The 18,328-nt window shown below is 58.5% G+C and carries 15 protein-coding genes; 11 read left to right on the forward strand and 4 right to left on the reverse strand.

The genetic code is table 11. The features are described from left to right. Nucleotides 1–17 precede the first annotated feature (17 nt). The 8 genes from MLC59_RS14150 (at nucleotide 18) to MLC59_RS14185 (ending at nucleotide 9,316) form a co-directional block, all read left to right on the forward strand. Entirely contained in the window at nucleotides 18–785 is a 768-nt protein-coding gene (locus MLC59_RS14150; RefSeq protein WP_248235289.1) for an enoyl-CoA hydratase/isomerase family protein, read from the forward strand. Between the two features lie 56 nt (nucleotides 786–841). Further along, on the forward strand, nucleotides 842–1,870 hold the full coding sequence (locus MLC59_RS14155) for a phosphotransferase family protein (RefSeq protein WP_248235290.1): 1,029 nt from the start codon (nucleotides 842–844) through the stop codon (nucleotides 1,868–1,870). A 13-nt stretch (nucleotides 1,871–1,883) separates the two neighbouring features. Further along, on the forward strand, nucleotides 1,884–2,303 hold the full coding sequence (locus MLC59_RS14160; protein ID WP_248235291.1) for a DUF6285 domain-containing protein: 420 nt from the start codon (nucleotides 1,884–1,886) through the stop codon (nucleotides 2,301–2,303). Nucleotides 2,304–2,337: 34 nt separating this feature from the next. Continuing rightward, entirely contained in the window at nucleotides 2,338–3,615 is a 1,278-nt protein-coding gene (locus MLC59_RS14165) for an acyl-CoA dehydrogenase family protein (protein ID WP_248235292.1), read from the forward strand. A 295-nt stretch (nucleotides 3,616–3,910) separates the two neighbouring features. Beyond that, nucleotides 3,911–5,464 (forward strand): long-chain-fatty-acid--CoA ligase, encoded by a 1,554-nt coding sequence (locus MLC59_RS14170; protein ID WP_248235295.1) that lies wholly within the window; start codon nucleotides 3,911–3,913, stop codon nucleotides 5,462–5,464. Nucleotides 5,465–5,618: 154 nt separating this feature from the next. Further along, nucleotides 5,619–6,767, forward strand: coding sequence for a C4-dicarboxylate TRAP transporter substrate-binding protein (locus MLC59_RS14175; protein WP_248235297.1), 1,149 nt, complete (start codon nucleotides 5,619–5,621; stop codon nucleotides 6,765–6,767). A gap of 192 nt (nucleotides 6,768–6,959) precedes the next feature. Beyond that, nucleotides 6,960–8,168, forward strand: a complete 1,209-nt coding sequence (locus MLC59_RS14180) for an acyl-CoA dehydrogenase family protein (protein WP_248235299.1) — start codon at nucleotides 6,960–6,962, stop codon at nucleotides 8,166–8,168. Nucleotides 8,169–8,179: 11 nt separating this feature from the next. After that, nucleotides 8,180–9,316 carry an acyl-CoA dehydrogenase family protein gene (locus tag MLC59_RS14185; RefSeq protein WP_248235302.1) on the forward strand — a complete coding sequence of 379 codons (1,137 nt, stop codon included), beginning with the start codon at nucleotides 8,180–8,182 and terminating at the stop codon, nucleotides 9,314–9,316. 178 nt (nucleotides 9,317–9,494) lie between these two features. Here MLC59_RS14185 and MLC59_RS14190 read toward each other — a convergent pair whose 3' ends face one another. The 3 genes from MLC59_RS14190 to MLC59_RS14200 form a co-directional block, all read right to left on the reverse strand. Continuing rightward, nucleotides 9,495–9,728, reverse strand: coding sequence for a DUF2281 domain-containing protein (locus MLC59_RS14190; protein WP_248235304.1), 234 nt, complete (start codon nucleotides 9,726–9,728; stop codon nucleotides 9,495–9,497). 224 nt (nucleotides 9,729–9,952) lie between these two features. After that, entirely contained in the window at nucleotides 9,953–10,585 is a 633-nt protein-coding gene (locus MLC59_RS14195) for a hypothetical protein (RefSeq protein ID WP_248235306.1), read from the reverse strand. Between the two features lie 341 nt (nucleotides 10,586–10,926). Further along, nucleotides 10,927–12,255 carry a hypothetical protein gene (locus MLC59_RS14200; protein WP_248235307.1) on the reverse strand — a complete coding sequence of 443 codons (1,329 nt, stop codon included), beginning with the start codon at nucleotides 12,253–12,255 and terminating at the stop codon, nucleotides 10,927–10,929. A 975-nt stretch (nucleotides 12,256–13,230) separates the two neighbouring features. On the opposite strand from MLC59_RS14200, the gene MLC59_RS14205 reads away from it, so the two are divergent. The 3 genes from MLC59_RS14205 to MLC59_RS14215 all read left to right on the forward strand — a co-directional run bounded on the left by MLC59_RS14205 (nucleotide 13,231) and on the right by MLC59_RS14215 (nucleotide 18,045). Continuing rightward, the gene (locus MLC59_RS14205) at nucleotides 13,231–14,025 is read left to right on the forward strand and encodes an IclR family transcriptional regulator (protein WP_248235312.1); all 795 of its coding nucleotides are present in this window, start codon (nucleotides 13,231–13,233) and stop codon (nucleotides 14,023–14,025) included. A 499-nt stretch (nucleotides 14,026–14,524) separates the two neighbouring features. Beyond that, nucleotides 14,525–16,621: a 3-hydroxyacyl-CoA dehydrogenase NAD-binding domain-containing protein gene (locus MLC59_RS14210; RefSeq protein ID WP_248235308.1), complete on the forward strand. Its 2,097-nt coding sequence runs from the start codon at nucleotides 14,525–14,527 to the stop codon at nucleotides 16,619–16,621. A gap of 239 nt (nucleotides 16,622–16,860) precedes the next feature. Next, nucleotides 16,861–18,045, forward strand: coding sequence for an acetyl-CoA C-acyltransferase (locus MLC59_RS14215; RefSeq protein WP_248235309.1), 1,185 nt, complete (start codon nucleotides 16,861–16,863; stop codon nucleotides 18,043–18,045). A 53-nt stretch (nucleotides 18,046–18,098) separates the two neighbouring features. Here MLC59_RS14215 and MLC59_RS14220 read toward each other — a convergent pair. Next, on the reverse strand, nucleotides 18,099–18,328 hold a 230-nt coding region (locus MLC59_RS14220), incomplete at its 5' end, for a hypothetical protein (RefSeq protein ID WP_248235311.1).

An 18,328-nucleotide genomic window follows, 5' to 3' on the forward strand; every position in this document is an offset into this window, starting at 1 on the left:
AACAAGGAGAACCTGCAATGACCAACTACACCGCCGTTGAATACCAGACCCGTGATGCCGTCGCCTGGATCCATATGAATCGCCCCGATTCCCTCAATGCCGTAAACGAGGACCTGCGTCGAGACCTGGCGGCTGCCCTGCGACAGGCCGCCGGTGATGCGGCTATCAAGGTCGTGGTGCTGGCCGCCAATGGCCGTGCTTTTTGTGCCGGTGCGGACCTGATGGAGGAAAACTCCCCGGACAAGTCCGATGTCACCCAGCAGCTGCTGGAATCCTACAAGCCGATCCTGGATGCGATCCAGACCATGCCAAAGCCGGTAATCGGCGTGGCGCCAGGCGTTGCAGCCGGGGTTGGTGCGTCGATTCTGATGAGTTGTGACCAGGTGGTCATGGCAGAGGAGTCGCGGATTTACATGGCATTCAGCCATATCGGCCTGGTGCCGGACGGCGGGGCCACCTGGCTGCTGTTCCAGACCCTGGGTTATCACCGGGCTTTCGCCCTGATTACCGAGGGGGGCAGTATCAGCGCCCAGGAATGCATGGCACTGGGCCTCGCCCGAACTGTGGTGCCCCAGGCCGAGGCGGAACAGGCTGCAGCCGATATCGCGGCAACCCTGTGTGAACGCTCGGCCACTGCAACGGCGGAAGCCAAGGCACTACTGCGCAAGGCGGCTACGGCTTCCTACGATGAGATCTTCCAGGCGGAAGCCATCGTGCAGAAGCGCTGCCTGCAAAGCGAGGAGTCCCGAGAGGCTATTGCCCGCTTCAAGAACAAGGGCAAGTGACCGGTTTACGGCCCTGACAGCCTGTTTTCCATCGTTAATGCAGGAGTAACCAAACCATGGCCGAATCCGCTACTGATCTGCAAGCACCTGCCCCTGAATCTGATATGGCAAAGCAGCTCACCGGGGTCGTGCAGCGGCTGCACCCTGGCGCCCGTGTCGAGAACCTGAGCCGGCTCACTGGTGGTGCCAACCAGCAGATGTGGTCGCTGGACGCGGTGACAGACACGGAGCGGTTTCCCATGATTCTGCGCCAGGCGAGCAGCTGGAATCAGGACGCTGAAAACGTAATGCGGCTGGAAGATGAGGCGCGCCTGGTTCGCCGGGCCGGGGAGGGCGGTGTGCCGGTACCCCGGGTCCACGAAACCCTGCAGCCGGGTGACGGCCTGGGAAGCGGCTACCTGATGGCCCGGGTGGAGGGCGAAACGCTGCCACCAAAGGTTCTGAAAGGGCAGTCGTACGCCGGCGCCCGGCAGAAACTGGCCCGTCAATGTGGTGAAGTCCTGGCGGACATCCACCGGCTGCCGGTAGGTGACCTGGATTTCCTTGCATCGCTGACCCCCCGTGACATGGTCGAAAACCTTTACCGGGAATACCAGGGTTATGGTGAGCCGCGGCCGATCTTTGAACTGGCTTTTCGCTGGCTGAGGGACAACCTGCCAGACACTCCGGAAACACTGACCCTGGTTCATGGCGACTTCCGTCACGGCAACCTGATGGTGGATGAAAGCGGCCTGGCGTCAGTGCTGGACTGGGAGCTGGCATTCCTCGGCGACCCCATGGCTGACCTTGGCTGGCTGTGTGTGAACTCCTGGCGGTTCGGTAACATTGACCTGCCAGTGGGTGGCTTTGGTACCCGTGAGCAGCTGTTTGATGGCTACGAGGCTGCCAGCGGCCAACGACCTGACCCGCAGCGTGTGCGCTTCTGGGAAATCCTGGGAACCCTGCGTTGGGGCATTATGTGCCAGGGCATGGCCGCCTCGTTCGTCGCCGGCCATGACACCTCGCCGGAAAGGGGCGCCATCGGGCGGCGGGCATCAGAAACCGAGGTGGACCTGCTCCGTGAGCTGGTTCCCCTGAATTCCTGAACGGAGCTTGCCAATGCAGGATTTACCGGAAAACACGGCCTTGCTGGCCTCTGTAGAGGCTTTTTTGAAAGATGAAGTGATGCCGCAGATGGACGCGGCCGGGGGCTTCCGGGCACGGGTGTCCGCCAATGTGCTCGGTATGGTTCGCCGCTACCTGGAGCAAGCTGGCAGGGATGGCGCCCATGAAGAACGGGAACTGCTGACACAGTTGACCGGCAAGAAGGGCACCATCGCCGGTCAGACTGCGGAACTCTGTCGACTGATCGCCGCAGGCAACCTGACCCCCGACGACCCCCGCCTGCGCGATTACCTGTGGTTGACCACCCTGGCCAAGGTGGCCGTGGATCAGCCGAAATACTCAGGTTACCAGCGCGCCCGCGAGCAATGGACCGCGTTTCGTGACGCGCCGCCAGCGCAGCATCCCCATTTGTAACCCTGTTTATGTCTGACACCCCTGGAGAACTCTGATGGATTTCAACCTGCCACAAGAACTGACTGACTACCTGGCCGAGCTGGATCGCTTCATCGAAGACAAGATCAAGCCGCTGGAAGAAAAAGACGACAATATCCGTTTCTTCGATCACCGCCGGGAATGGGCGCGCACCGACTTTGAAGGCGGTGGCCTGCCCCGCAAGGAGTGGGAAGCCCTGCTGAAAGAGGCCAGGCACGTAGCCGATGAGGCTGGCCACCTGCGGTTCCCCCTGCCGGCGGAGTTCGGTGGCAAGGACGGTTCTAACCTGGCCATGACAGTGATCCGTGAACACCTGGCGGCCAGGGGCCTTGGCCTGCACAACGACCTTCAGAACGAGCACTCCATTGTCGCCAACAATCCCTTTGTCTTGCTGTTCCGCGACTTCGGTACAAAGGAGCAGTACGCCGAGTTTGTGGATAACATGCTCAATGAGAAGTATCAGCTGGCGTTTGGCCTCACTGAGCCGGATCATGGCTCCGACGCGACCCATATGGAAACCCGCGCGGTACCGGAAAAGCGGGACGGAGTTGATGGCTGGCTGATCAACGGCGAGAAGATGTGGACCACCGGCATGCACACCGCCACCCACTGTGTCACCTTTGTGCGCACCAGTGGCAAGGATGGTGATGCCAAGGGTATTACAGCTCTGATCGTGCCCTCCGATGCTGACGGAGTGAAGGTGGAAGAGTACCTGTGGACCTTCAATATGCCCACCGACCACCCCCGGGTCAGTTTCACCAACGTCTGGGTTCCCGATTCTGCTGTCTTTGGTCCCATGGACGGTGGCCTGGCCATTGCCCAGCACTTTGTCCATGAAAACCGGATCCGCCAGGCGGCCTCAAGCCTGGGCGCGGCGGACTACTGCATCAGTGAGAGCGTGAAATACGCCCGTGAACGCAAACCGTTCGGCCAGGAACTGGCCCGTAACCAGGGTATCCAGTTCCCCATGGTGGAACTGGCCACCCAGGTGGAGATGCTGCGCCTGCTGATCCGCAAAACGGCCTGGGAAATGGACCAGATGTCCAAGCCGGAAGTGGCCAAGCAGATTTCCGACAAGGTGGCCATGTGTAACTACTGGGCCAACCGCCTGTGCTGCGAGGCGGCAGACCAGGCCATGCAGGTCCATGGCGGCATTGGCTACTCCCGTCACAAGCCCTTCGAGCACATCTATCGTCATCACCGCCGTTACCGGATTACCGAAGGCTCCGAGGAAATCCAGAAGCGCAAGGTGGGGGCGTTCCTGTTCGGCTACCTGGGCCCGAACAAGCGTTAACCCTGATCTCGTCGAGCGCTATGAAGAACGGTACGGCGTTGTCGGTGCGGACCTTTACTGGGAAGAGATCTACTCGAAAGTGGATGTAAGCCAGTACGGCCAGTAACACACCATCATCCGTGCTTCCCCTTCTCTGACAGAAGGGGAAGCATTGCTCCCCAACCCTTTTTTTGCCTGTCCTTACCTGATTGCCATCCCAATTTCGTCTGTACCGACGACGCCGGTTTGCGTTCCCTCTTGGCACTATCACTCCAACCGTTCCAGCACTTTACAAAAACAGCAAGAGAGCTCACCCATGTACCTGACGCAATTTCTCCATAAGGCCGTTCGTGAATACCCCAATGACGAGGCGGTGGTATTCGGAAACCGCCGCCAGACCTGGGCCCAGCTCACCGACCGTGTGGCTCGCCTCGCGGGTGTATTGCAGCAGATCGGCATGGGCGAAGGTGACCGGGTAGGTATCCTCGGACTCAATTCAGACCGCTATATGGAGACGGTCTTCGCCTCACTCTGGGGTGGCGGTGTGTTCAATACCGTCAACATTCGGTGGAGCGCCCCGGAGATTGCCTACTCCCTGGATGACTGCGACACGCAGATTCTGTTCGTGGATGACGAGTTCGCCCCGTTAATCGAGACGGTCAAGGCGAAATCCTCTGCCCTCAAGACGGTAGTCTATATGGGAGAGGGGGCAGCGCCGGAGGGTTGTGAAGACCTGGAAAGCCTGATGGCAGGGGCCAGCCCGGTGCCGGATGCCGGTCGTGGTGACAAGGACCTGGCCGGGATCCTCTATACCGGTGGCACCACGGGCAAGCCCAAGGGTGTCATGCTCAGCCACGGCAACCTGTACCTGAGTGCCCTGAGCACGGTCATCCCGGCCTGCCGCCGCGACCGCATTGTGGGCCTTCACTCGGCGCCCTTCTTCCATGTGGCGGGCATTGGCCTGATCGTGCAGCTGGCCATTCGCGGCGGCACCCACGTCATCCTGCCCCGCTTCGAGCCGCTGCCGGTGATCGAGGCCATCGAACGGGAAACTGTACTGGAAACCTTCCTGGTGCCCACCATGCTGCGGGCGGTGCTGGACCATCCAGACTTCGACAAGCATGACACCAGCTCCCTGCGCTGTCTCATTTACGGCGCCTCGCCCATGGACAGCGCCCTGCTCAAGCGGGCGATGACCAAGCTGCCCAATGCGGATTTCCTGCAGATGTACGGTATGACCGAGCTTTCCCCAACGGTCACCATGTTGTTGCCGGACGTGCATGCCGATCCGGACCAGCATGACAAGCTGATGTCCGCCGGGAACCCCACCCATATTGCCGAGATCCGTATCGTCGATCCGATGGATAACGAAGTGGAACGGGGCCAGGTCGGTGAGATCTGTGCCCGTGGACCCATGGTCATGCAGGGCTACTGGAACAAGGAAGAACAGACCCGCGAAGCCATCCGCGATGGCTGGATGCATACGGGCGATGCCGGGTACATGAGCGATGACGGCTACCTGTTCCTGGTGGACCGCATAAAGGACATGATCGTCACTGGTGGTGAGAATGTCTATTCTGTGGAAGTGGAAGATGTATTGCTGCAACACCCTGCCGTATCCCAGTGCGCCGTCATCGGCGTACCCGACGAGAAGTGGGGTGAACGGGTGCATGCGGCCATTGTCCTGCGGGACGGCCACCAGCTGGATGAGGCTGATGTTATTGCCTTCTGCAAGGAACACATTGCCGGCTACAAGTGTCCCCGCAGCTTTGAGGTACGGACCGAGATGCCCATGTCCGGCGCTGGCAAGTTGCTGAAATTCAAGATCAAGGAGCAGCACTGGAAAGGCAAGGGCCGAAATATCGGTTGATCGCTCGTCCAACAATACAAACCGATGCCCGCAAATCGTCGCAAGCGACGATGGCCTCCAGGAAGCAAGGCTCTACATTGGCGAGCAGATGCTCTATTAATAACAAGACCGCCGGCATCCCCGATGGGGATGTCCCGGTATGGAGGAAATCCTGATGAAAAAACTGATCACTACCGGTCTGACGACCGTTGCCGCCGCAGGCCTGCTGGCCGCGGGTACAGCCTCAGCCCAGAACATCACCCATGCGACCGGCTATCCGCCTAACTCCATCGGCGCAAATGCCGCGGAATCCTTTGCCGAGGCCCTTGAGGAAATCTCTGGTGGAGAAATGACGGCAAAGGTCTATGCCGGCTCCCTGTTGAGCTTCTCCGAGACATCACCGGGCATCCGGGATGGCATGGCCGACTCTGGCTTCGTGCTGCTTTCCTACTATGGCAGCGAATTCCCCGCCGCCAACCTGGCCGGTGAGCTGAGCATGCTGGTGGACCTCGAAGATGTTCCGCCCAGTCATTCTGGCCTGGCCTATGTTGGCGCCCTGGCCGAGTTTGCTTTCAACCATTGTGAAACCTGCGTCGATGAATTTGCCGGCCAGAACCAGGTCTTCACCGGCGCATCGGCCAGCTCTGACTATATGCTGCTGTGCAATAAAGAGGTATCCACCCTCGATCAGCTGCAGGGCAAGCGCATCCGCAGTGCCGGCCCCCAGTGGGCTCGCTGGGCGGAGTCCCTGGGTGCCACGCCAGTTACCCTTTCGGTCAGTGACTCCTATGAGGCCCTGAACCAGGGTGTGCTGGACTGCAGCATCAGTTCCAGTGTTGACCTCGACATCTTCAAGTTGAAGGAAGTGGTGACAGACATCACTCCCGAGGTCCCCGGGGGTGTCTATGGCGGTACCGCGGTCAACAACGTCAACCGGGATGTCTGGGCCGGTCTGAGTGAGCAGCAGCGCCGCGACGTGCTCAAGGCGACCGCTGTTCTGGGCGCTGTGATCAGCTGGGATTACCAGGTAGGTGCGGCCAAAGAGCTCGAGGCTGCCGAAGGTAATGGCATCACTGTGCACGAAGCTTCCGAAGAGCTGCAGCAGGCTTCCAGTGAATTTGTCCGCAGCGATATCGGAAAGATTGCCGCTAACTACAAGGAGCGTCACGGCATTGAAAACGCTGAAGAACTGGCTGCCACCTTCCGTGAATTGCTGGGCAAGTGGGTAGAGCTGACCCGCGACATCGACAATGTGGATGACCTTGCCGATCTGTACTGGGATGAGCTTTACTCCAAGGTGGATGTGAGCTCTTACGCACTGTAATCACCGCAAAGCTCTCGCCGGTCTGCTCCCCTCTCCCCTGGCGGGAGAGGGGCTGGGGGTGAGGGGGAGACTTCACCTTCGGAGTTTGGTCGCTCCCCCCTCACCCTAACCCTCTCCCGCCAGGGGAGAGGGAATAGTGAGCGAGTCAGCTTTGCACCCGAAGCATCCCCGGCAACTGCCCCAGAGGTATCTATGGCCATCCACGAACCAGTCGAACTCAACACCTTCCGCCACCAGATCCGCGAGTTCATCGAACAGCACGCGGATGATGAGATCCTGGAAGCTGGCCGCAAGACCACCAGCTTTTTCCCGCCCTTCGACCAGGTGATGAAGTGGCACCGTATCCTCCATAGTCAGGGCTGGTCCGCCATCCGCTGGCCAGAGGAATACGGCGGTGCTGGCTGGGACGTACCGCGACAGCTGATCTTCGAGGAAGAGTGCCGACGTGCTGGTGTACCGCTGCTGCTGCCCCAGAGCATCTCCATGGTGGGCCCTGCCATCATCCATTACGGCACCGATGAGCAGAAGCGCAAGCATCTGCCGGGCATCCTTTCGGGTGAGAATTTCTGGGCCCAGGGATACTCCGAACCCAACGCCGGTTCAGACCTTGCATCATTGAACTGTCGCGCCGTCCGCGACGGTGATCACTACGTTATCAACGGCTCCAAGACCTGGACCACCTACGCCCACCATGCCAATCGCCTGTTCCTGCTGGTGCGCACCGGTGGTGCTGGTAAACCGCAGCAGGGCATCAGTTTTTTCCTGATCGAGGACCTGACGGACCCGGGCATCGAGATCCGGCCCATCATCGGCCTTGATGGTGTGCCGGAGCAGTGCGACGTGTTCTTTACCAACGTCCGGGTTCCTGTGGATTGCTGTCTCGGGGAGGAGAATGACGGCTGGTCCGTGGCCAAGTACCTGCTCGAGCACGAACGGGGTGGGGGAACCTCCTTCGCCACCACCTTCCGCCATGAACTGGCCACGATACGTCGCCTGGCTGGCCGCACCGGTGACGGTTTCGGAGGCTTCCTGGCGGATGACCCGGTGTTCCAGGACCGCTATGTCCGGCTGCACCTGGAAGTGGACACCCTGGAGGCCACCGAGGAGGTCTTTGCGGCCATGGAAAAGGGCTCGCCGGAATCCGGCCCCATGAGCTCCATGATCAAGATTACCTCAATGGAAACCATCCAGCGCATCACTGAACTGGCCATCGATGTGGCAGGAACGCCATCCCTGGCGCTTCAGCTCGCCGCCCTGACGGTAGACAGTGGCGTGGAGCCCATCGGCGACGAGGATGCCCTGACCCTGATGCCGAAATACCTGAACAACCGTGCCGCCTCTATCTTTGGTGGCAGTAACGAAATCCAGCGCAATATCATCGCCAAGACCCTGTTGCGGTAAGGAGACGGACCATGAGTACCCTTAACCAGGAAACCCGCTCCATGCTGGAGGACAGCGTTAACCGCTTTGTCCAGGGTGAGTACAGCTTTGATGACCGCAAACGCAACCTGAAAGAACATCAGGGGCAATCCCCGGACCATTGGCAAACCTTTGCCGAAATGGGATGGCTGGCGATACCGTTTACTGAGGACCAGGGGGGCCTGGGCGGCGATATCACCGACACACTGGGCGTGATGAAAGGCTTTGGCCGGGGCCTGGTGACAGAACCCTACCTGGGCGTGCTGGCAGCGGCACGCCTGCTGGCACTGACCAGGGCGCAGGGTGACGGTGCAGAACTGTTGGCAGGCATCCTCTCTGGTGAACGCCAGGCGGTAGTCGCCAGCGAAGAACCCCAGAGCCGGGGTAACCCCCTGGCAGTGGCTACCCGTGCGGAACCAGATGGTAACGGCTTTCGTCTGAGTGGTGAGAAAATCGCCGTTATACACAGCCTGAATGCCAGCCATGTGCTGGTGTCCGCCCGTAGTAACGGCGATTATACTGATCACGAGGGCATCGACCTGTTCCTGGTGGAACTCGACTCGCCGGGTGTGGACGTCACCAGGTATCCAGTGATCGATGGCAAGCAGGGCGCCAACATTGCCTTTAACGGAGTCGCGGTCAGTGCGGCACAGCGCCTGACAGACGAGGGCGAGGCTGCGGGCGTTATACTGCAGGCCCACAGTGAGAGCCTGCTGATGCTGGCAGCAGAAGCAGTGGGCATCATGGAAACCCTGGTGAAGAAAACCGTCGCCTATACCCGCACCCGCAAACAGTTCGGCGTCGCCCTGGCGGAGTTCCAGGTGTTGCAACACCGAATGGCAGAGATGTACATCGAAACTACCAGCCTTACCAACCTGTTGACCCAGACCGCCCATCGCTGGACAGGGGCCGACGTTCATCAGCAGGCCATCCTCGCCTCAAAACTCAAGGCCCGCCTGGGCCAGGCCGCCCGCTATGTGGGTCAGCAGGCGATTCAGCTGCATGGCGGTATCGGCATGACCGACGAGCTGGATATCGGCCACTACTTCAAGCGGCTTACATCCATCGAGCTGCAACTGGGTAATGCCGAGTGGCACCGGAAGCGGCTGTGGCGGGAGCATGCGGCCTGATTTTATCTATGGAAGCCGGGGGCCGGGTACGCCCTTCCGAAACGAGAACCCTGTTCTCTGACTGTTTCGGAAGGGCGTACCCAGCCCCCGGCGTTTTGCGCCTGACCAAAATCTCTTTTTTTGCTCTGCTCAAGGTTCGTGTAAGGAAACGGCATCAGGGCAATTTGACCAGATTGCTTCACCGCCATCGTTCCTTAAGATCGCCAGCTGTGTAAAGGTCAGGTTCGTCCTCGATACCCCGCATGGCCTGCTGAACGCTCATATCCTTGAACTGTTTATCGGACCAATCGAGTTGTTCATCATTAGCAGGGTGGCCATAACGTTGTTCGAGGAACGCGACGAAGTCCAGGACTTCTTGTTGGCAGGAGGGGGGTAAACGACTCACTTTAGAGACTAGTTCATCCAGTTGCATAGGGTTGGTCCTCAACCGAAACCAGTTTTAAACCAATTATAGCAGAGGTGCGTCCAGGCGGGCTCTTGTGGTCTGTTTGTGCTTTCGAGAGGAGAGCAGTTCTGCCCCTCTCATAGAAGCCCTGGCCGGATATCCCCTTCCGAAACAGTCAGAGAACAGGGTTCTCGTTTCGGAAGGGGATATCCGGCCAGGGCGTTTGCAACAAACTGGACAGCAAGCCCGGATTAATCCTCGATAAGAATCAGATCATGCTCCGGCGTCGGGCGCTGGCCAGCGACGGGTACCAGGGCGGCCAGGTCGCTGCCGAACAGTTCACCGATACGCACCGTTCCCACACGCTCGCCTGCACGCCAGGTAATGGGCTGGCCATTTGGGGCGCGGACCAAGGTACCGGGTTCGTGGATGGCCAGCTCGTCACCGGCAGCCAGGCCATTGGCGCGACCGGCAGAGAGGTACAGGCGACCGTCGTCGCCCTGGAAGGCTTTCATGGCCCAGGGGGCAATGTCGGCGCGCTGAGAGATCAGCTCCAGCAATTCCTCACCCTGCTTGCCGGAGATCAGCTCGGTAGCGCCCCAGCGGGCGTTGCTGGCTGCGTCGGCAATGGTAACGGTATCGCCACCTTCAACTGTCACCACCAGGCGCGCGCCAGGATAAGCCGCCAGGGCCTCAGCACAGGCCTCAGACGTGGTGTCACCACACGCCGGCGTGTTGGCCAGCGCATCGCTCAGCTCCGCGCGGGGGATCAGCCGGAAACCATAGTCGGCTGCGGTGTTGTCCAGTTCGCGGTAGAGAGAGTCTGAGGCGCCGATAATCGCCAGGTTGGTGCGGAGCTGGCCGACAGAGGGTGCTGCTTCCACCGAAGAGGATGAAACCTGCCGGGGGGGGGCACTCTCTGTGCTTCGGCCGCGTTCCCAGAAGGGGGTTTTCCATTCATTCTCTTCGACATTGAAGGCAGCCCCAGAGTCTACGGCTTTACGTTGTCGTTCGGCTTCCTGACTACTGACACATGCGGTCAGAGAAAAGGTGATGATAGAAATACAAGCGATAGGATAGAGCAGTTTGATCATTCTTCTTTAACTCTTGGAAGTGTTGGAGTGTGATATCGCATCTAGTCCAATCAAAACAAAAAGGGCGGGCCAGGGCAATGCCCTGACCCGCCCGAGGGTCGCTAAATTACCTGATTAAACTCGCAGTTCGGTTAGAACTGGACGCGTATGCCTACGTTTGCTGCCATCAGATCTTCGTTAGCGAAGTCGGCAGGTGTGCCAACGCCGGAAACGTTGTTACCGTTACCAAAGGAAAGCATCCCTTCGTTTTCGGTCATATAACCAAGAGATGCAACCGTAGTGACCGCATCATTGATCTGATAAGCGGCGCTCAGATCGTAGATCATAGAAGTATCGTCAAGATCCTGCTGGCCATTGTCAGCGCTAAACCAGCCTACAGCGCCGGTAACGGTCAGTTTAGGCGTAACGTTAAAGCCAAGTTTGCCAATCACCAAGTGCTCATCGTAGTCCTGGGTGCCGAGCGCCCGGCCCATGCTGACGAGCGAGGTCGGGTTTTGTGTGGAGTCCGGGCTGTTGTTCAGTATGCTGGAATAGGTGTCATAACCATTGGCGATGATGCCACCGTCAATTACGCCCACATACTGCAGGCCCCAGTTCATTGCTCCTACATCACCGTCCAGGCGGACATAGCCGGACCAGCCGTCATCGGATTCAAGGCCGAAAGCGTTTGTTCCGTCACCGAAGAAGCTATTGCCATCTGAGTTGTCGTTACCGCCCATCCAGTTGAAACCAGTGGCAAAATTCACATTGTCAGTCAGCGCACCGGTGAGGTATGGGGAGAAGATGTGAGTGTTCTGGAAGCCAAAACCTGGGCCTTCAGTATTTTTGAAATAGTGGTAATACAAAATGCCAAGATTCATTTCGCCCAGTTTAGTGACCCATATGCCAGAGAAAGCATCCCCGCTGTCAGCAGAATCGAACACAGTGTTACCGCCAATGTCGTCATTTCGACGGTCATACAGAGCGATAAAGGTACCGATGCTGGTAGGAGCAAGGAACGTAACCCGGTCACGACGGTCATCACAACTGAGGAAGCAGTTGTTCCAATTGGAGGCCTGGCGACCTACACGCAACAAATTGCCACCAATAGGAATCTGAACATAACCGAGATCCAGAGTGACGTTTTCGTTACCATCACTGTTATAACCTAGGCCTGCATCTTCACGGGAGTCACCAGACCAGGTATCGCCAGCGAGTTGAATACTGGTGTGCAGAGAGACACCGGTGTTTTCGTCTTTGAAGTCAGCTTTCAGGCGAAGCAGGTTGGCCAGGCCGTTGCCGGAGCCGTCGTTGCCGTAGGCATCGCCATCGATATAGAAGGCATCAGCTTGGTAAGTAACACCAAAATCAGTCTGAATAGCATTCGCGAAGTTGGCGCCGGCGATGGCCAGGCCCAGGATGGAAGCGGTTCCCAGTGCCTTGGTCAGCGGGCGGGAAGTGATCTTGCTTTGTTGTGCCATGGTTTTAAACCCTTTTTTTATGTCTAATCGACTCGATTGTTGGACTCAGTGACGCTATTACTGCTTGTTTTGCTTGTTTTGCTTGTATTTTATTCGTTGCTGCCTGATCAAACCTCCGGTTGTTATCCCTGTGGCCAGTTGATGCCAGGCCATGTAAAGCCTGCAGTTATTCTGGTCGACCGCCACCTTGATTCAGAGCAATTTGCAATTCTATCAAGGCAGTTATAGGCGAATGATCAAGTACAGTCTTAGCAGAGAATCCAACAAAGGCAAGGGCCTTGATGGGTGAGGACAACACTTTTTTTCGTGTGTCTGATGAGAGTCACACTTCCGTGGTGCTTTTTTTGTTCTCTGCTCCAACCACAGCCTGTCATTAGCCGTTCAGTCAGGACGCCTTCCATTTAGCAGTCTTCTGGATAGTAGGAATAAATTTTTTGTCATGCAATAGCCGCAGTGACTTTTTTGCAGGATTTGTAATGATTTTGTGCTGCACAGTGAAATCGGTGGCCTGGCGTGGCTTCGCCGGGCGTTCGGGGGAGGTTAAGGTCAGGAAATGGAGTGTCTGGCCTCGGTCCGTTTGGCTACTGGTGGCAGGCGATGATCGCCTTGGCAATCCGTGCGGATCAATTCCGGTTGGCAACTTGTTACGGAATTGACTAAGCTGTTCCGCAAAGCAGAACTCTATACCGAAAACGCATTTTGATTGAGGGCGATGTTCCGCTGCCCGCGATGAACGGTGGGTGCCGGCGTCAGTTTCGCAACGCTGTTTCGGTTTGGCCAGTTTTTTGAAACAAATTCGGAACAGGCCATGGTCGGGGCGAGAAGGCACAAGTAAAATGCGCGGGTTTCTGACTTTTTCACCTATTTCTGAGTTGCCCTGTGGGCATTGCCGTAACCCGGTGCGTGCCGGTGGCTGTCATGGGGCTTTTTGAGGCACCGGAAACTATGACCTTGAACACTAAAACAAAAGCAGATCTGGTCGAAGCGTCCGCCGATTCCCCGGACAAGCCTGAGAAGGACCGCAAGTTTGTTGAAGCCCTGTCACGGGGTCTCGACGTGCTGCGGGCTTTCAGCCAGGGTTCCGTGATCCTGGGGAATCAGGACATTTCACGGCTGACGGGGTTGCCCAAGCCTACCGTCTCCCGTATGACCTATACCCTCACCAAGCTGGGCTACCTGAGCTACAACCCGGTGCTGGAGAAGTACCAGCTCAGCTCAGGCGTGCTGGCCCTGGGCTATGCCTACGTCTCAAACCTGAAGGTGCGCCAGCTGGCCAAGCCTTACATGGATGAGTTCGCCCGCCGTAATAATATGTCTGTCGGCCTGACCTGCAGGGATCGTCTGCATATGATCTATGTAGAGAACCGCATGCCCCCGGAAGCCTCCCTGTTGCGTATGGAAATCGGCCTCAAGCTGCCCATGGCGACCACGGCGGCGGGCCGGGCCTATTGCTCCTCCCTGACTGAGGATGGTCGCAAGATCCTTATGGAAGCCCTGGCCGAGAAATACGGTCCGGAAGGCTGGCCGGAAAAGAAGAAGGGCCTGGACCAGGCGCTGGAAGATTACCGGGAGTACGGCTTCTGCCTGACCCTCGGCGAGTGGGACCGGAATATCAACGCGGCCGGAGTACCGGTTCGCCTTCAGGATGGCACCACCATGGCACTGACCTGCGCGGCACCGTCCTACCTGGTATCCGGTGACAAACTGCGCAGCTCCATCGCCCATCAGCTGGCGATGCTGGCGAGCGATATTGAGTCGCTTGGGGTTTAGTGCAGCTTTTTTGGGAGCGGCCCTTCGACAGGCGCCCTTCGACAGGCTCAGGGCGAACGGGAGGGCGAACGGAAATAAAAGAGGAAAGAGCTTTTAGCCACGAAATCCGAAAGAACACAGAAAGGCTTCGCCACACACTCTCCCCCAGGCCTTGGGGTTTATTTTCGTGTTCTTTCGTGTTCTTTCGTGTTCTTTCGTGGCCTAAAACGTCGTTGTCTTTTGTCTTTTGTCTTTTGTCTTTGCCTTTCCCGTCTCCTCCCGTTCGCCCTGAGCCTGTCGAAAGGCCGAGTGGATTCCGAGGCAAACATTCTTTCTGACACCCCCCTCACAGCTCCGGGTTTTCCCCTACAGCTTCATCAGGCGTACAATCGTTGTCCCCAAACACCAACTGGTCGATGTTCAGCCAGTCCAAGGTTGAAACATTCCGCAATTTTGTATTAAATCACCGGTCTGTTTCGCTGAATAAAACTCCATTCCATGTTTTGCGCAAGGAGGATCTATGTCCGACGTCGTAACCTATAACCGCGAAGGCGCCATCGGCGTTATCACCGTCAACTACCCGCCGGTGAACGCCCTGGGCCACGCGGTTCGCTCCGGTATCCAGAACGCTGTAAAACAGGGTCAGGATGATGCGGACGCCAAGGCCCTCCTGATCCTGGCCGAAGGTCGTACCTTTATGGCCGGCGCGGATATCCGTGAATTCGGCAAGCCCATGCAGGAGCCTGGGCTGCCGGAAGTGGTCAACTTTATCGAAGCCTCTGACAAGCCGGTCGTTGCTGCAATCCACGGCACTGCCCTGGGCGGTGGCCTGGAAGTGGCTTTGGGCTGTCATTACCGCGTAGCGGTACCCAGTGCCAAGGTTGGCCTGCCGGAAGTGAAACTGGGCCTGCTGCCCGGTGCCGGTGGTACCCAGCGCCTGCCGCGCCTGACCGGTGCCCAGAAGGCACTGGAAATGATCACCACCGGTGATTTCGTTGCGGCCAAGGATGCCCAGGCTGTTGGCATTGTCGATGAAGTGGCCAGCAGTGAGGACGTGAAGGCTGCTGGCCTGGCGTTTGCCCAGAAAGTTGTTGATGAAGGCAAGCCGGCACGTCGCGTGAGCGAGTTGACCGACAAGCTTGAAGCCGAGAAGGGCAGCGATGTCTTTGACAAGTTCCGCGAAGGCCTGAAGAAAAAGGCCCGCGGCCTGCTGGCACCGTTCAAGTGTACCGACGCGGTAGAAGCGGCGTTTACGTCGGCTTCCTTCGAGGAAGGCATGAAGCGCGAACGTGAACTGTTCGGTGACCTGATGGAATCCGACCAGCGCGCTGGCCTGATCCACGCCTTCTTTGCCGAGCGTGAAGTTTCCAAGGTTCCGGGACTGCCCAAAGACACCCCGATCCGTGACATCAAGAAAGTCGGTGTGATCGGTGCTGGTACCATGGGTGGTGGTATCGCCATGAACTTCGCCAACGTCGGCATCCCCGTCACCATCGCGGAAGTGAAGCAGGAAGCCCTGGACAAGGGCTTGGCCATTATCCGCAAGAACTACGAGAACACCGCCAAGAAAGGCCGCCTGACCATGGAGCAGGTGGAAGAGCGCATGAGCCTGATCAGCGGCACCCTCACCTATGACGACTTTGCCGACGTCGACCTGGTGATCGAAGCCGTGTTCGAGCGCATGGATATCAAGAAGAGCATCTTCAGCCAGCTGGACGAGAAGTGTAAGCCGGGTGCCATCCTGGCCTCCAACACCTCTACCCTGGACATCGACGAGATTGCCTCTGCCACCAAGCGTCCGGAAGACGTCATCGGCCTGCACTTCTTCAGCCCGGCCAACGTCATGAAGCTGCTGGAAATCGTCCGTGGCGAGAAGACCGCTGATGATGTGAAAGCCACTGCCATGAACCTGGCCAAGCGCATCAAGAAGGTGGGCGTACTGGTTGGCAACTGCCACGGTTTCGTGGGCAACCGTATGTTGCACAAGCGTGGTGCGGAAGCCATGGCCCTGGTGGACGACGGTGCCAAGCCGGAGCAGGTGGACAAGGTACTGACCGATCTTGGCTTCCCCATGGGGCAGTTTGCCATGGGTGACCTGGCCGGTATCGACATTGGTCACAGCATCCGCGAGGAGCGTCGCAAGGCCGGCGAGAATGTACCGCCGAGCTGGATGGACAAGCTGGTCGAGAAGGGCCGCCTGGGTCAGAAAACCATGGCCGGCACCTACAAGTACGAGGAAGGCAACCGCAAGCCGATCCCGGACCCGGAAGTGGACGAAATCATCGCCGAGTTCCGCAAGGAGCAGGGCATCACTCCCCGTGAAGTGTCTGACCAGGAGATCCTGGAGCGCTGCATGTACGTGATGATCAACGAAGGCGCCAAGATCCTGGACGAGGGCATTGCCGATCGCTCCCTGGATATCGACATTACCTGGATCTACGGCTACGGCTTCCCGGCCTACCGTGGTGGCCCCATGTTCTGGGCTGACCAGATCGGCCTGGACAAGATCCTGGATGCCATCAAGAAGTACCAAAAGGAAGTTGGCGGCAAGCAGTGGGAGCCGTCTCCGCTTCTGGAAAAGCTGGTTGCTGAAGGCAAGAAGTTCGGCGACCTGTAAACCTTTATCGCTCCGCTGCGGCGTTACCTCCCCTCTCCCCTGGCGGGAGAGGGGTTGGGGGTGAGGGGAAGCAGGCAAACGCCTGGACTTGAATTCCGGCACCCTTCGGGTGCTCCCCCTCACCCTGGCCCTCTCCCTCGTTGGGGAGAGGGAATGCAGGGCGCTGGATCTGGTATTCGCCCTCCAGCTCCCGTGAAGAGCCTCGTCCGCAGCCAACTCAAGTTCAAGAGGACACTCGAATGTCTGATGCAGTTATCGTCTCCACCGCCCGTACCGGTCTGGGCAAGTCCTACCGGGGCGCCCTGAACAACACCCACAGCGTTGATATCGCTGGTCACGTGATCAAGCACGCCGTCGAGCGCGCGGGTATTGATCCGAACATCGTTGAGGACGTGATCCTCGGCGCCACCTTCCACGAAGGTGCCCAGGGCAAGAACATGGCCCGCCTGGCAGCTATCCGTGCCGGCCTGCCGGTGACCACCGCTGGCCTGTCCATCAACCGCTTCTGCTCCTCCGGCCTGCAGTCCATCGCCATTGCTTCCCAGCGCGTTGTGTCCGAGAAGATTCCGGCCATCGTCGCTGGCGGTGTGGAGTCCATCTCCCTGGTGCAGAACGACAAGCTGAACCAGTTCCACGCCACCAACGAGTGGCTGATGAAGAACAAGCCGGAGCTGTACCTGTCCATGATCGAGACCGCTGACATCGTAGCCCAGCGCTACAACGTCAGCCGTGAAGCCCAGGACGAGTACTCCCTGATCTCCCAGCAGCGCACCGCTGCGGGTCAGGAAGCCGGCAAGTTTGCTGACGAGATCGTTCCCTACGACGCCACCATGCTGGTGAAAAACAAGGAAACCGGAGAGGTCAGCGAAAAGCAGGTCACCCTGAACAAGGACGAGTGCAACCGTCCGAACACTACCATTGAAGGGCTGCAGGGCCTGGACCCGGTACGTGGTGAAGGCAACTTCGTCACCGCCGGCAACGCCTCCCAGCTGTCCGATGGCGCCTCTGTGTGCACCGTGATGAACAGTACCTACGCCGAGAAGAACAACATCGAACCGATGGGTATCTTCCGTGGCTTCGCCGTTGCCGGTTGCGAGCCCGACGAGATGGGTATCGGCCCGGTCTTCGCCATCCCGCGCCTGCTTGAGCGTAACGGCCTGACCATGGACGACATCGACCTGTGGGAACTGAACGAAGCCTTCGCTTCCCAGGTTGTGTACTGCCGTGACCGTCTGGGCATCCCCATGGAGAAGCTGAACGTCAACGGCGGCTCCATCGCCGTGGGTCACCCCTACGGTGTCACCGGCTCACGCCTGACCGGCCATGCCCTGATCGAGGGTAAGCGCCGCGGCGCCAAGTACGTGGTGGTCACCATGTGCATCGGCGGCGGCCAGGGCGCAGCCGGCCTGTTTGAAGTGGTATAAACAGGCGGAATCAGAAGGGGGCGGGCGAGAGTTCGCCCCCTTTTTTTGGGTTTTTAGCCACGGAATCCACGGCCCTTCGACAGGCTCAGGGTGAGCGGGAGGGTACGGAGAAAGACCAAAAAGAGGGTTTGCCACGAAATCCACGAAACCCACGAAATTGGAAAACCAAAGATCACGTTATCAGTGATCATTTTTTCGTGTTCTTTCGAGATGGGATGGTCTCCTCCCCACTCCAAATCGGCGTCGCGATGCGCCAGGATAGATGTTACCGACACTATCCAAC

Origin of the sequence: Marinobacter bryozoorum (assembly GCF_023156245.1) — a bacterium.
Lineage (GTDB): Bacteria > Pseudomonadota > Gammaproteobacteria > Pseudomonadales > Oleiphilaceae > Marinobacter > Marinobacter bryozoorum.

Bases quoted from the DNA above. Each gene is read 5' to 3' on its own strand.
- MLC59_RS14175 (WP_248235297.1), top strand. From the start codon at position 5,619: ATGAAAAAACTGATCACTACCGGTCTGACGACCGTTGCCGCCGCAGGC.
- MLC59_RS14185 (WP_248235302.1), top strand. From the start codon at position 8,180: ATGAGTACCCTTAACCAGGAAACCCGCTCCATGCTGGAGGACAGCGTT.
- MLC59_RS14170 (WP_248235295.1), top strand. From the start codon at position 3,911: ATGTACCTGACGCAATTTCTCCATAAGGCCGTTCGTGAATACCCCAAT.
- MLC59_RS14160 (WP_248235291.1), top strand. From the start codon at position 1,884: ATGCAGGATTTACCGGAAAACACGGCCTTGCTGGCCTCTGTAGAGGCT.
- MLC59_RS14155 (WP_248235290.1), top strand. From the start codon at position 842: ATGGCCGAATCCGCTACTGATCTGCAAGCACCTGCCCCTGAATCTGAT.
- MLC59_RS14200 (WP_248235307.1), bottom strand. From the start codon at position 12,255: ATGGCACAACAAAGCAAGATCACTTCCCGCCCGCTGACCAAGGCACTG.
- MLC59_RS14150 (WP_248235289.1), top strand. From the start codon at position 18: ATGACCAACTACACCGCCGTTGAATACCAGACCCGTGATGCCGTCGCC.
- MLC59_RS14210 (WP_248235308.1), top strand. From the start codon at position 14,525: ATGTCCGACGTCGTAACCTATAACCGCGAAGGCGCCATCGGCGTTATC.
- MLC59_RS14190 (WP_248235304.1), bottom strand. From the start codon at position 9,728: ATGCAACTGGATGAACTAGTCTCTAAAGTGAGTCGTTTACCCCCCTCC.
- MLC59_RS14215 (WP_248235309.1), top strand. From the start codon at position 16,861: ATGTCTGATGCAGTTATCGTCTCCACCGCCCGTACCGGTCTGGGCAAG.
- MLC59_RS14165 (WP_248235292.1), top strand. From the start codon at position 2,338: ATGGATTTCAACCTGCCACAAGAACTGACTGACTACCTGGCCGAGCTG.
- MLC59_RS14180 (WP_248235299.1), top strand. From the start codon at position 6,960: ATGGCCATCCACGAACCAGTCGAACTCAACACCTTCCGCCACCAGATC.